Source organism: Gallaecimonas aegicerasi, assembly GCF_045291545.1.
In the GTDB taxonomy this organism is placed as follows: domain Bacteria; phylum Pseudomonadota; class Gammaproteobacteria; order Enterobacterales; family Gallaecimonadaceae; genus Gallaecimonas.
This window is the reverse complement of sequence record NZ_CP149514.1, coordinates 2,406,795-2,421,217: the sequence shown is the minus strand read 5'-3', so window position 1 is coordinate 2,421,217 and position 14,423 is coordinate 2,406,795. Positions and strand designations below refer to the sequence as shown.

Below are 14,423 nucleotides of genomic sequence, written 5' to 3'. Positions count from 1 at the left end.
TGCCCTGAGCCTAACCCCCAGGAGATGTTGATGCCGTCCCGTCGCCAGCTTGCCAATGCCATTCGCGCCCTGTCCATGGATGCAGTCCAGAAAGCCAACTCCGGCCACCCCGGTGCCCCCATGGGTATGGCGGATATTGCCGAAGTGCTGTGGAATGATTTTCTCAAACACAATCCGCAGAACCCAAACTGGGCGGACCGTGACCGCTTCGTGCTGTCCAATGGTCATGGCTCGATGCTGATTTATTCGCTGTTGCACCTCAGTGGCTATGCCCTGAGCATCGACGATCTCAAACAATTCCGACAGTTGCACAGCAAAACCCCGGGGCACCCGGAGTACGGTTATGCACCGGGCATAGAAACCACCACCGGGCCGCTGGGGCAGGGCATCACCAATGCCGTGGGTATGGCGATTGCAGAAAAGAGCCTGGCGGCGCAGTTCAACCGCCCGGGGCATGACATTGTTGACCACTTTACCTATGTGTTCCTCGGTGACGGCTGCCTGATGGAAGGCATTTCCCACGAAGCCTGCTCGCTGGCAGGAACCCTGGGGCTGGGCAAGTTGATTGCGTTTTATGACGACAATGGCATCTCCATTGACGGGGAAGTGGAAGGCTGGTTCACCGACGACACTGCCCAGCGTTTTGAAGCCTACGGCTGGCAGGTTATACGGGATGTTGACGGCCACAATGCTGAGGCGATTAAAGCTGCGGTAGAACAGGCGCGTGCTGACCTCAGCCGTCCGACCATGATCATCACCAAAACCATTATTGGTTTCGGTAGCCCCAACAAGGCTGGCAGCCACGACTGCCATGGCGCCCCGCTGGGCGAAGATGAAATCAAGGCCGCCCGTGAGTTTCTGGGCTGGCCATACGGGCCATTTGAGGTACCGGACGACATCTACGCCGGCTGGGATGCTAAAGCCCGAGGCCAGCAACAAGAAAGTGACTGGGATGCACGCTTTGCCGCTTACCAGGCAGCGCACCCGGAACTGGCTGCTGAATTCCAACGTCGCCAGCGCGGCGACCTGCCGGCAGACTTTGCTGCCAAAGCGCAGCAGTACATTGAGCAGTGCCAGCAAAAAGGCGAAAAAATTGCCACCCGTAAGGCCTCACAAAACGCCATTGAAGCCTTTGCCAAAGAGCTGCCGGAACTGATGGGCGGCAGTGCTGACCTGGCTGGCTCCAACCTGACGTTGTGGTCCGGCTCTCAGCCGCTGACCATTGATGATGCCTCCGGTAACTACATCTGGTACGGCGTGCGCGAGTTCGGTATGAGCGCCATCATGAACGGCATTGCCCTGCACGGTGGTTTTATTCCCTACGGTGCAACTTTCCTGATGTTCATGGAATATGCCCGTAATGCCGTGCGCATGGCGGCGCTGATGAAGCAGCGTAGCATCTTCGTCTATACCCATGACTCTATTGGCCTGGGTGAAGACGGTCCGACTCACCAGCCGGTTGAGCAGGTGGCCAGCCTGCGTATGACCCCCAACATGAGCACGTGGCGCCCGGCCGACACTGTTGAAAGCGCCGTGGCCTGGCAGCACGCGCTGGAGCGTCAAGATGGCCCCACCGCACTGGTATTCAGCCGTCAGGGCCTGCCGTGTTTGGCGCGTAACGCTCAGCAGCTGGCGGATGTGCGTAAGGGCGGCTACGTCATTGCCGACTGTCAGGACACACCGGAGCTGATTTTCATTGCCACCGGTTCGGAAGTCGAACTGGCGCTCAATGCAGCCAAGGTGCTGACTGAAAAAGGCCGCGCGGTACGTGTCGTGTCCATGCCGTCAACGGACGTGTTCGACGCCCAAAGTGCAGAATATAAAGAAGCCGTGCTGCCTGGCGCTGTCACCAAGCGGGTGGCGGTAGAAGCGCTGATCGCGGACTACTGGTATAAGTACGTTGGCCTCAACGGCGCCGTGGTCGGCATGCACAGCTTCGGTGAATCTGCTCCGGCGGCTGACCTGTTCAAGCACTTCGGCTTTACTGTGGATAACGTAGTGGCGGTAGCCGAGGCACTTTGAGTTGCCAGGGCAGGCCTCGGCCTGCCCTTCGAGTAAAGGACAGACATGACCTATAAGGTTGTCATCAACGGCTTTGGCCGCATCGGCCGAGGCTTGTTACGGGCGCTACATGAACGGCAATTACTGCATGAGCTGGCGGTAGTGGCGATAAACGACATTGCCGAGCCAGCGGCCATGGCGCACCTGTTTCAATATGACTCCACCCACGGTCGCCTGGACGTGGACATTCGTCTAGAAGGGCAGCAGATGTGGCTTGATGGCCATGCCATGACCTTGCTGAGCGAACCGGATCCGGCGCAGTTGCCATTGGCGGGGATCGATTTGGTGATTGACTGTACCGGTGTGGTGCGTAGCCGCTTGCAGGCGGAAGCTTACCTGCGGGCCGGTGCCGCCAAGGTATTGATCGCCAATCCGGCGGATGACGGTGTTGATGATGTCATTGTCTACGGCATCAACCACCAGCGCCTCAGTCACAGCATGAAAGTGGTGTCCAATGCCTCCTGCACGACCAACTGTCTAGTACCGGTGGTGGCGGAGCTGGACGCTGCCTTTGGGGTGCGCCGGGGTTTGATCACCTCCATCCATGCTGCCATGAATGACCAGCAGGTACTGGACAGCTATCAGCCGAACCTGCGTCTGGCCCGCTCCATGAGCCAGTCGATGGTGCCGGTGGATACCCAGCTGGGCAAAGGTGTTGGCCGGGTATTGCCAAAATTTCAAAACCGCTTTGAGGCCATATCTATCCGCGTACCGACCATCAATGTGTCGGCGCTGGATTTGAGCCTGGAACTGGCCAGTAACACCACCGCTGAGGCCATCAATCAGTTATTGGCAGCAGCAGCCAGCAGCCGTTTTGCCGGCATTATGCAGTACACCACCGCCCCACTGGTGTCGGTGGATCACAATCACAATGCCCATTCGGTGATCATCGACGGCACCCAAACCCGGGTAACCGATGGCAGCCTGGCCAAATTGCTGCTGTGGTTTGACAACGAATGGGGCTTTGCCAATCGGCTGGTTGATACCAGCCGGCACTGGCTGGCGCAGTAAGCATTTTCAATTACAGACGAGGACACAATAATGGCAGTCATCAAGATGACCGACCTGGATCTGGCAGGTAAACGGGTATTGATCCGTGAAGATCTCAATGTGCCCATTAAAGACGGCAAGGTGACTTCCGACGCGCGCATCATGGCGGCTCTGCCGACTATTCAGCGGGCGCTGGACAGTGGTGCCAAGGTGCTGGTGATGAGCCACCTGGGACGCCCGGAGGAAGGGGCCTTTGACCAGGCCAGCTCATTGCAGCCGGTTGCGGATTACCTGCAAGACTTGCTGGGTGTGCCAGTGCGGTTGGTACGCGATTACCTGGCCGGCGTTGAGGCTGCTACCGGTGAAGTGGTGTTGCTGGAAAATGTCCGCTTCAACAAGGGTGAGAAAAAAGACGACGAGGCCCTGGCCAAACAGTACGCGGCCTTGTGTGATGTATTCGTGATGGATGCCTTTGGTACTGCGCACCGTGCGCAAGCCTCTACCCACGGTGTCGGGCTGTTTGCCCCGGTAGCCTGTGCCGGGCCGCTGCTGGCCGCTGAACTGGACGCCTTGGGCAAAGCTCTGAAAGCACCGAAGCGGCCTTTGGTTGCCATTGTTGCGGGCTCCAAGGTATCGACCAAACTGGATGTGCTGAACAGCTTGGCTGATATCTGCGACCAAGTCATCGTTGGTGGCGGTATTGCCAATACCTTCCTGGCGGCAGCGGGTAAGCCGATGGGTAAATCGTTGCATGAAGCCGATCTGATCTCCACCGCTAAGACGTTAATGGCGAAAGTGACGATCCCGCTGCCTACCGATGTGGTTGTCGCCAAGGCGTTTGCCGAGGATGCCGAAGCGACAGTGAAAGCCGTGGATGAGGTGGCTGATGACGACATGATCCTCGATATTGGCCCGGCCAGTGCCGCTGAGCTTGCCACACTGCTGACATCCGCCGGTACTATTCTCTGGAATGGCCCGGTAGGGGTATTTGAATTTGATCAGTTCGGTAAGGGCACACAAGTGCTGGCCGAGGCTATTGCTAATTCCGATGCCTTCTCCATCGCCGGAGGCGGCGATACCCTGGCGGCGATCGATAAATACGGGGTGAAGGCGCAGGTGTCTTACATCTCAACCGGTGGTGGTGCCTTTTTGGAGTTTGTTGAAGGCAAAACGCTGCCTGCGGTGGCGATGCTGGAAAGCCGCGGCTGAGCGGAAACTGACAACGTCAAAGCAAGGCGGCCAGCGAGCCGCCTTGCTTTGATAAACTTATCGAAACGATTTCATATAAAGAGGCGCAGATAGCGTCCACCCAACAAGGAGATACCCTATATGGCCCTGATTTCATTGCGTCAGATGCTGGATCACGCTGCTGAGCATGGTTACGGTGTGCCGGCATTTAACGTCAACAACCTGGAGCAAATGCGCGCGATTATGGAAGCGGCCGACAAAATGGACGCGCCGGTGATCGTGCAGGCTTCTGCCGGCGCCCGTAAATATGCAGGTGCGCCTTTCTTGCGGCATCTGATTTTGGCGGCAATTGAGGAATTCCCGCATATCCCGGTGTGTATGCACCAGGATCATGGCACCAGCCCGGCAGTGTGCCAGCGTTCCATTCAATTGGGCTTCTCTTCGGTGATGATGGACGGCTCCTTGAAAGAAGACGGCAAAACGCCGGCGGATTGGGACTACAACGTCGAGGTTACGCAACGTACTGTTGCCATGGCTCATGCCTGTGGTGTTTCGGTCGAAGGTGAACTGGGTTGCCTGGGCAGTCTGGAAACTGGCCAGGCCGGTGAGGAAGACGGCATTGGTGCCGAGGGCACCCTGGATCACAGCCAGCTGTTGACTGACCCGGAAGAAGCGGCACAGTTTGTCAAACTGACTGCTGTGGATGCTCTGGCGATTGCCATCGGCACCAGCCATGGCGCCTATAAATTCAGCCGTCCGCCGTCAGGGGACATTCTGGCCATTGACCGCATCAAGGCCATTCACCAGCGTATTCCGGATACCCACCTGGTGATGCACGGCTCCTCCTCGGTACCGCAGGAGTGGCTGAAAGTGATCAATGAGTTTGGTGGTGACATGCCGGAAACCTATGGGGTGCCGGTGGAAGAAATTGTTGAAGGTATCAAGCACGGTGTGCGTAAGGTCAACATTGATACCGACCTGCGCCTGGCGTCTACCGGTGCTGTGCGCCGTTTCCTGGCCGGGAACCCCCGTGACTTCGACCCACGCAAATTCCTCCAGGCCAGTACAGCGGCGATGCGCGATATCTGTATTGCCCGCTATGACGCCTTCGGTGCTGCCGGTCAGGCTTCAAAAATCAAACCTGTGTCACTGGACGCCATGGCCGAACGCTATGAAGCCGGTGAGCTGGCGCCAAAAGTGAACTGAACAACAAGCGGCCCCAGTGGCCGCTTTTTTGTGAATGATCTTTTCTGTGCTGCCGGTCCTATGGCTAACGGAGGAGGTTGTTATGCGTCTGATACTGCTGGTGTTGTCTCTTATCATGTTTAACGCACAAGGGGCTTACCGTGAGCGAGCGGTGCCCTTTGGCCCGGAATTACAGTGGCTGAATGTGGCCAAGCCGCTGACCCTGCAAAGCCTACGCGGTAAGGTCGTGATCCTCGATTTCTGGACGTATGGCTGCGTCAACTGCATGCATGTGCTGCCCGATTTGAAAAAGCTGGAGCACAAATATGGCAACCAACTGGCCATTATTTCCGTGCATTCCCCCAAGTTTGCCAATGAGCGGCACTTGTCGACGCTGCGCCACATTGTTGCCCGTTATGGCATAGAACACCCCGTGGCCAACGATGTGAACTTCACCCTGTGGCAGCAATATGGTGTTAATGCCTGGCCGACGTTTGTGATCCTGACACCGGACGGCCGGGTGGTAGGTAAGACATCTGGTGAAGGGCAGTATGCGCTGCTGGACAAGGTGGTGGCAGCATTACTGCAAGAGTTTAAAGGGCAAATCAACACTACACCGCTGCCACTGCAATTGGTGCGTTTTGCCGATACGCCACTGGCTGCGCCAGGAAAAGTAGCCGCCCGTGGTGACCTGCTGGCTATTGCTGACACTGGCCATAATCGTATTGTTTTGGCCCGGCCCAGCGGCAAGGTGGTTCAGATTGTCGGCTCCGGGCGGGCCTGTGCTAGTGATGGGGCGGCGGCAAAAGCCTGCTTTTCGTCGCCCCAGGGCATGGTCTTTCATAACCAGGCCTTGTGGGTAGCGGATACGGGGAACAACCTGATCCGCCGCATCGACCTGCGAAATTTTCAGGTCAGCACGGTGGCCGGTACCGGCCAACTGGGACAGTTTCTAAGTACCGGTGGGCCAGCCCGAAAAACAGCGCTACGCTCGCCTTGGGCCTTGGCGTTCTTGACGGATGGCCGCCTGGTGATCGCCATGGCGGGCAGTCATCAGCTATGGCAGTTAGCACAGGGGCAGCTGTCGGTGTTGGCAGGTAATGGCCGTGAGGCACTGACCGATGGCAGTTTCAGCGAGGCCTCTTTTAATCAGCCCTCAGGACTTTTTGTTGACCAACAGCGATTGTGGGTTGCCGATCCGGAAGCGTCAGCTATACGCCAGCTGGATCTGCAAAAACAAAGGGTGCATACCCTCGTCGGCCAGGGGCTGTTTGACTTTGGCCTCAAAGACGGCAGCTTTCAGCAAGCGCTGCTGCAACATGCGCTGGGGGTGGTGCGCTGGGACTCTCAGCGGCTGGTCGTCGCGGATACCTACAATGACGTGTTGCGCTTTATTAACCTGCAAAGCCAGCAAGTCAGCACTGTGACATTGCCCAAAGATAGCCTCAACGAACCCGGTGGCTTGGTAAAAGTGGGGCAGCGGTTACTGGTTGCTGATACCAATCACAACCGTGTGGTATGGGTTGATCCGCTCAAGGGAACCGTCTCGCCCTTACTGCTGAAATTTTGAGTTTAGTGGCTGGCTCAGGCAAACTTTGCCCGCTTTTTTCAAAGGAGAGATGGATGAAACTGAAACTGAGCCTGAGCGCGCTGGCATTGCTGGCGGCCCAGCCGGCCCTGGCTGGCGAAGCGCCCAAGAAAGTCTGGAAAGGGGAAGCGGAGCTGGGGGCATTGGTGACAACCGGTAACTCACAATCCACAAATGTGAAAGCTCGCCTGCACGTTACCCAGAACCTGGAACAGTGGCGTAATAATTACACAGTGGAGTCGCTTTACACCAAGTCTGATCAACAGACAACGGCTGAGCGTTATAGTGGTTCCGCGCAGGGCGACTACAAACTGAATAAAAAAGAATTCTGGTTTGTACGCGGTAGCTACAACCATGACCGCTTTTCTGGCTACAACTACCAAGCCAGTGTCTCGACCGGTTACGGTAACCGCTTCTGGGAAAAAGAGGATGGCTCTTTCTTTGATGCCTCAGCCGGTCTGGGTTATCGCTACAACCGCCTGGATGTTGCCGACGTTGATGGCAACATCTCTGAGAACAGCGCAATTGCCCGCCTGGCGGCCAAGTTCGAATATAAAGTGTCAGCCAATGCGTTGTTTCGTCAGGAACTTAACACCGAGATAGGTCTGAGCCAGCACAATACCATCAGTGAGTCAGTGACCTCGTTACAGGCTAACGTGATGGATAACCTCGCCATGAAAGTGTCCTATCGAATCAAGTACACCTCAGATGCACCGGCCGATGCCGCGAAAACCGATACTGAGACTTCCCTCACATTGCTGTACAGTTTTTAGGCAAATCCGCCTTCGGGCGGTTTTTTAATGCCTAGGCGTCAATTTCTTGACTATGCTTGTTTATGTTAACGAAATATAAACAGACGACGAGCATAATAACACGTACATAACACCCTCGCCGTCTCGCAGAACCATGCCAGCAAGTCTGGCGCAGCGAGGTGGGTATGAACACAATTACAGTCAAGTCCGCAGGTTTACTGTCTGACATCAAAGGGGTTGTCTGGCTGGTCAATGCTGATGGCTCGCAGCAGCAATTGCTGCCCGGCGACAGAGTAGAAGCCGGTAGCAAGCTACAGTTCTCTGATGGCGTCAGCTTTGCTATTGCCCAGGATGACGGTGGCTCAAGCAGTTATGCCAGTACGCCGGATATGGGGCTGGTTGCCGCTTCGGCTGCTGATGTTAATCACACTGCCACGACTGCTCCTGCCACTACTGATGAACAGGCCGCGCTGCAGCAGGCCATCTTACAAGGTGCGGACCCGACTCAGCTCTTTGAGGCTTCGGCAGCGGGCGCTCCTGCTGCCGGCACGGCCGGTGGTGGCGGTGATTCCGGTTATGTGTCGCTCACCCGTACCGGTGCCAGCTTGCTCGCCTCGGCTGGTTACGATACGGCCGGCAATCCGGGTAGCTTGGGGCCTGCGCCTGAATATCAGGACGCCTTTATTGCCACCAGTAATACTGATCCGATCGCCAATCCTGATAGCGCTGCAGTACAAGAAGATCTGCAAACCCTGGCGACGGGCAACCTCCTGCTCAATGACACCGACGCCGATGGCGATCCATTGGCTGTGATCCTGATCGATGGTAGCAGTACTGGCACAGTGCAAGGTGAGCATGGGGTGCTGACTTGGAACAGCGATGGTTCCTACAGCTACCAGCTCGATAACGATGCTGCACAATCACTGGCTGAGGGTGAGCAACTGACGGAAACCTTCACCTACCAAATCAGTGACGGTAATGGCGGTACCAGCACTTCAACGCTGACCGTGACCATTACCGGTACCAATGATGCTCCCATTGCCACTGCCAATAGCGGCAGTGTCAGCGAAGACACCGTTCTGCAAACGAGCGGCAACCTCATCACTGATAACGACGGCGCGGGCGTTGACAGCGATCCGGATAACGGCGCGCAGCTGTCAGTCAGCGGTATTGCCGGTAGTGATGGCAACAGCGTTCAGGGCCAATACGGGGTACTGACCTGGAATGCTGATGGCAGCTATAACTATGTACTCAATAACGACGATCCGGTCGTTCAGGCGTTGGCCGAAGGGGAAACCTTAACAGAAACCTTCACCTACACGCTGACCGATGAATTGGGTGCAACAGATACCGCCACCTTAACGTTGACGATCAACGGCACCGACGACGGTGTCACGCTGACCGGGCTGGACAGTGAAGGGGCCGAGCAGGTGGTGTATGAAGCGAACCTGGCGGACGGCACCAGTCCGGATGCCGGTGCGCTGACCCAAAGCGGCAGCTTCAGTTTCAGCAGTGTGGATGGCCTGCAAAGCGTGACGGTGGGCGGTCAGGTCTTGAGCCTGAGCGACCTGCAGAGCTTGGGCAGCAGTCCACTGAGCATCACGACCGCCCATGGCACCCTGGTGCTGACCGGATTCAGTGGCGATGCCAGTGGTGGCAGTATCAGCTACAGCTACACCCTGACAACGAACGCCGACCACAGCGGTGGTGATGTGACCGACAGTGTCAGTGTGGTGGTGACCGATGACGACGGCTCCAGTGCCACTGACAGCCTGGACATCAGTATCGTCGATGACGTACCGAGTGCCAGTAACGACAGTGGCAGCGTCACCGAAGACGGCACCTTAGTGGCACAAGGCAATGTGCTGAGCAATGACGACGGTCATGCTGACCAACCGGCGAGTTTTGTGGGGTGGGGCAGTGTCGATCCGAGTATCGCCAACTACGGCACCCTGACCTTAAACCCCGATGGCAGCTACAGCTTTGTGCTGGATAACAGCAGCGCACTGGTGCAAGCCATGGCCAGTGGCGAGCAGGTGCAGTTCAGCATTGCCTACACCATGAGCGATGCCGACGGCGACCAGCGCAGCGCCACCTTAACGTTGACGATCAACGGCACCGACGACGGTGTCACGCTGACCGGGCTGGACAGTGAAGGGGCCGAGCAGGTGGTGTATGAAGCGAACCTGGCGGACGGCACCAGTCCGGATGCCGGTGCGCTGACCCAAAGCGGCAGCTTCAGTTTCAGCAGTGTGGATGGCCTGCAAAGCGTGACGGTGGGCGGTCAGGTCTTGAGCCTGAGCGACCTGCAGAGCTTGGGCAGCAGTCCACTGAGCATCACGACCGCCCATGGCACCCTGGTGCTGACCGGATTCAGTGGCGATGCCAGTGGTGGCAGTATCAGCTACAGCTACACCCTGACAACGAACGCCGACCACAGCGGTGGTGATGTGACCGACAGTGTCAGTGTGGTGGTGACCGATGACGACGGCTCCAGTGCCACTGACAGCCTGGACATCAGTATCGTCGATGACGTACCGAGTGCCAGTAACGACAGTGGCAGCGTCACCGAAGACGGCACCTTAGTGGCACAAGGCAATGTGCTGAGCAATGACGACGGTCATGCTGACCAACCGGCGAGTTTTGTGGGGTGGGGCAGTGTCGATCCGAGTATCGCCAACTACGGCACCCTGACCTTAAACCCCGATGGCAGCTACAGCTTTGTGCTGGATAACAGCAGCGCACTGGTGCAAGCCATGGCCAGTGGCGAGCAGGTGCAGTTCAGCATTGCCTACACCATGAGCGATGCCGACGGCGACCAGCGCAGCGCCACCTTAACGTTGACGATCAACGGCACCGACGACGGTGTCACGCTGACCGGGCTGGACAGTGAAGGGGCCGAGCAGGTGGTGTATGAAGCGAACCTGGCGGACGGCACCAGTCCGGATGCCGGTGCGCTGACCCAAAGCGGCAGCTTCAGTTTCAGCAGTGTGGATGGCCTGCAAAGCGTGACGGTGGGCGGTCAGGTCTTGAGCCTGAGCGACCTGCAGAGCTTGGGCAGCAGTCCACTGAGCATCACGACCGCCCATGGCACCCTGGTGCTGACCGGATTCAGTGGCGATGCCAGTGGTGGCAGTATCAGCTACAGCTACACCCTGACAACGAACGCCGACCACAGCGGTGGTGATGTGACCGACAGTGTCAGTGTGGTGGTGACCGATGACGACGGCTCCAGTGCCACTGACAGCCTGGACATCAGTATCGTCGATGACGTACCGAGCATTTCCGTCAGTGCCAGTGCTAACAGTGTCACAGAAGGTGAGGCGTTATCGGGCGTCTGGAGCCATGGTTATGGCGCCGATGGCCCCGGGCAGATCACGGTCAGCTGGCAGTTTGGTTCTGGCGCTTCCACGGACTATCAGCTGGGTAGTGATTTTAGTTACGGCAACGCATTCAGTGTCGATGGTGGCGTGCTGACCATCAACAGCGATGGCACCTGGTCCTTTGCGGCGGATGATAATCAGGCCAATAACCTGGCGGCGATCCCGGTCAGTCTTGGTATCGCTATTGTAGATGGTGATACGGATCAGGACAGTGATGCCACCAGCTTTAGTGTCACAGATGGCGACGGCCCGCAGTTCTCGGCTGATGGTATTTCACTGCAACTGGACGATGACCTGCTGGTCGATGGCATCGCGGGTAATGAACACAGCAGTGATACTTTGAGCATTGTGACCGGCAGTGATGCGCTGAGCAGTGTGATGTTTGTCGACCCATCCAGTATCACCGTGACGGAATCCGGTAATTTGCTGGATATTGTCTGGAGCATGGATGGTGCCGAGTTGGTGGGTAGCCAGGGGGGCGAAGAGGTCTTGCGGCTCAGCCTCAACTGGAGCGGTACCAGTGCCACCGTTACCGCGACACTGGTGTCACCGCTGGCACACGCCGATCCGAACAGTGAAGACAATATTACCATCAACGGTATTCAAGTCAGTGTGGCTGATAGCGACGGTGATACCGATACCGCTTTGGTGCAGCTGACCATCAATGACGATGTACCAACCTTAGCGATCAGTGATTTTACTGTCGACAATGCTGCAGGCCACTACACCGGCACTTGGTCAGTGGACAGCGGTGCCGACGGCTTTAGTCTGGATACCGCAAACCCCATTAACTCGCCGGCGGGTATCAATATCTCGTTGCTCACCGATCTGGGTGACAGTGTGACTACCACGCGCGAAGATCTCTACAGCGGTGGCCAGTACCAGGGTGAATTGCTGACGGTGTTGTATGACGATGGCACACAGACACCTCAGACATTCTTTACCTTGCTGTTGAAGCCGGATGGCACCTATGACTTCCATCTGGTAACGCCTAACCCCAGTACGGTTGAAGCATCTGATTTCACTGGTGCTAATGGGGGTAACAATACTGCCTTGTGGGCAGAAGAGATCCTGCTGGCTAAATCCACTAATGTGAATTTAGACACGGATATTCGTTTCACGTCGCCTGACGGCACCGTTAATTCCAGCGTGCCTGGTATTGGTGTGGCCAATAATTTCTTGAACAGCGGCCAATCACTCTTTGTTGCTTATTTTGATGGCCAGAGTGACAGCAACAATGACCTGTTAGCGGATTCTGGTGATGGTGATGCCAGCACACATCCGACCGACACCAAAGCCATTCAGGAAGCTTCTTTCACTTTTGCTGTTCAGGGCGGTGGCAGTGCGTCCTTGCAGGTGACCTTACTGGATGCCAACGGTGACCCGCTGCTTGATGGCAATAATCACCCGATTGTCTTCAATTACACTGGCATTGCTGATGGCGGCACCATCAACGTTGTTGTGCCAGATGGTATTGCCGGCTTCTACGGTGTTGAGATCAGTAACATTGGCGATGCTGGTGTGCGGGTAGCAGGTACTTCTACCTTCAATGAAATTCTGCCATCAGATCAGCTCATCGATTTCCATGTTGATGTTGTTGACGGGGACGGTGACAGCACAGGTAGCGACTTTAGCGTCACTATTGATGCCCACGAAGGCACCAGTGACATACTGGTTGGAGATAACGGCAATGATGTTGTTGGCAGCGCAACGCCCTTTGTGATCGGCGACGGCAGCGGCAACATTGATGGCGCCAACGGCAGCGATGTACTCGTGGGTGATAGCGGCGGCGTTAATGTCATCTATGTGCCTGGCACCAACTACAACATCTCCTTGTTGATAGACACCTCCGGCAGCATGACCACCAATTCCGGCACAGACGATCTGAGTCGGATGGATTTGGCCAAAGAAGCACTGGTTAGCCTGGCTAATGAGCTAAAAGACCATGATGGTACTGTCAATGTCCGGTTGATCCCCTTCGCTTCGACATTAGGGGCTGCCGTGACGGTGATGGGGCTGAGCAGCAGCAATGTGCAGCAGTTGCTGGATGCCATCGACAACCTTTATGCCAACGGCTCAACCAACTATGAAGCCGCTTTGAATGATGCGGTCAGCTGGTTCAATAGCATGGTCAGCGGTGGTTATGACGCGGCTCATAACTACGTCAACCTGTCCTTCTTTTTGACCGACGGTAACCCCACTGTTTATGGCAACAATGAAGGCCCTGGTGGTAGCACCGACTATGCAGTAATGAGCCACTCTGTTGATGCTGCGTCACCGTTAATCAATGGTGCGGGTCTGTTGACTGGCGAAAACCTAGTGCACTTCAATGCCATTGGCATTGGTGACAACGTCAACAACGAGTACCTGCAATTTTTTGATAATACCGACGTCACCGGTCAGGACACCGTCTACTTCAACACCATTTTTGGCCCACTGGGAGTGACCGGAACGGTTGGTGAAGCAGAGATCATCCATTCACCACAAGAGCTGGATGCTGCCCTTGATGATGGCTTTACCCAAATCAATCCTGACCCCACTGGTGGCGACCAGATCATGGGTGGATGGGGAGATGACATCATTTTTGGTGACGTCATCAATACCGATCAATTGTCCTGGACCAATAACCCTGCCGGCAGCCACGACGGTGCAGGCTTGCAGGGGCTGATTGATTATCTGACCGACCTTAACGGTACTGCACCGAGCGATAGCGACCTTCGAAACTACATTCAGGCCAACGCAATGAACCTGAACGTCGATGGCGATACGCGGGGCGAGGGCGATGTTATTGACGGTGGTTTCGGCAATGACCTTATCTTTGGCCAGGGCGGTGATGATCAGATCCATGGTGGCCCGGGCAATGACCTGATCTTTGGTGGCACCGGTGCTGACACCTTCATCTGGCTGGCCAATGAGACAGGCACCGATACCATCGGCGATTTCACCATCGGCGATGACCACCTCGATTTGGCGCAGTTACTGGTTGGTGAAGAAAATGGCAGCCTGGACAGCTACTTGAGCTTTACTGTGAGTAATGGCGACACGTATATCAACATTGATGCTAACGGTGACGGTAGTGGTACTGATCAGACCATCATCCTGCAAGGTGTGGATGTACAAAGCCTTTACGGTAGCAGCAATGCTGATGTCATTCAGGGGCTGCTCAACGCCGGAGCTTTGGTGGTTGACAGTGGCAGTAGTACAACCACAACCAGCTTCAGTGCTGCCCAGGCTGTTGCAGACAGTGAACAGCCCACTCACCTCTACTAGAGGAGC

Annotated in this window: 7 protein-coding genes; all 7 read left to right on the top strand. The window is 56.3% G+C overall.

Features of this window, described 5'->3' with window-relative positions:
- The first annotated feature begins 30 nt into the window (after positions 1-30).
- The 7 genes from tkt to WDB70_RS11870 all read left to right on the top strand — a co-directional run bounded on the left by tkt (position 31) and on the right by WDB70_RS11870 (position 14,417).
- A complete protein-coding gene (gene tkt, locus WDB70_RS11900) occupies positions 31-2,022 on the top strand; it encodes a transketolase (protein WP_406664605.1) in 1,992 nt (663 codons plus the stop codon).
- Between the two features lie 45 nt (positions 2,023-2,067).
- On the top strand, positions 2,068-3,072 hold the full coding sequence (locus tag WDB70_RS11895) for a type I glyceraldehyde-3-phosphate dehydrogenase (protein WP_406664603.1): 1,005 nt from the start codon (positions 2,068-2,070) through the stop codon (positions 3,070-3,072).
- 30 nt (positions 3,073-3,102) lie between these two features.
- Complete coding sequence (locus tag WDB70_RS11890; protein ID WP_406664601.1) at positions 3,103-4,260, top strand: phosphoglycerate kinase; 1,158 nt, start codon at positions 3,103-3,105, stop codon at positions 4,258-4,260.
- A gap of 120 nt (positions 4,261-4,380) precedes the next feature.
- Positions 4,381-5,445, top strand: coding sequence for a class II fructose-bisphosphate aldolase (gene fba, locus WDB70_RS11885; RefSeq protein WP_406664599.1), 1,065 nt, complete (start codon positions 4,381-4,383; stop codon positions 5,443-5,445).
- Positions 5,446-5,527: 82 nt separating this feature from the next.
- Complete coding sequence (locus WDB70_RS11880; RefSeq protein WP_406664597.1) at positions 5,528-6,994, top strand: thioredoxin-like domain-containing protein; 1,467 nt, start codon at positions 5,528-5,530, stop codon at positions 6,992-6,994.
- A gap of 53 nt (positions 6,995-7,047) precedes the next feature.
- Positions 7,048-7,785, top strand: coding sequence for a YdiY family protein (locus WDB70_RS11875; protein ID WP_406664595.1), 738 nt, complete (start codon positions 7,048-7,050; stop codon positions 7,783-7,785).
- A gap of 164 nt (positions 7,786-7,949) precedes the next feature.
- On the top strand, positions 7,950-14,417 hold the full coding sequence (locus WDB70_RS11870) for a retention module-containing protein (RefSeq protein WP_406664593.1): 6,468 nt from the start codon (positions 7,950-7,952) through the stop codon (positions 14,415-14,417).
- Positions 14,418-14,423 lie beyond the last annotated feature (6 nt).

What these genes read in the sequence shown, in the direction of transcription:
- tkt (WP_406664605.1), top strand. Translation starts at nt 31, where the DNA reads ATGCCGTCCCGTCGCCAGCTTGCCAATGCCATTCGCGCCCTGTCCATG.
- WDB70_RS11880 (WP_406664597.1), top strand. Translation starts at nt 5,528, where the DNA reads ATGCGTCTGATACTGCTGGTGTTGTCTCTTATCATGTTTAACGCACAA.
- WDB70_RS11875 (WP_406664595.1), top strand. Translation starts at nt 7,048, where the DNA reads ATGAAACTGAAACTGAGCCTGAGCGCGCTGGCATTGCTGGCGGCCCAG.
- WDB70_RS11870 (WP_406664593.1), top strand. Translation starts at nt 7,950, where the DNA reads ATGAACACAATTACAGTCAAGTCCGCAGGTTTACTGTCTGACATCAAA.
- WDB70_RS11895 (WP_406664603.1), top strand. Translation starts at nt 2,068, where the DNA reads ATGACCTATAAGGTTGTCATCAACGGCTTTGGCCGCATCGGCCGAGGC.
- fba (WP_406664599.1), top strand. Translation starts at nt 4,381, where the DNA reads ATGGCCCTGATTTCATTGCGTCAGATGCTGGATCACGCTGCTGAGCAT.
- WDB70_RS11890 (WP_406664601.1), top strand. Translation starts at nt 3,103, where the DNA reads ATGGCAGTCATCAAGATGACCGACCTGGATCTGGCAGGTAAACGGGTA.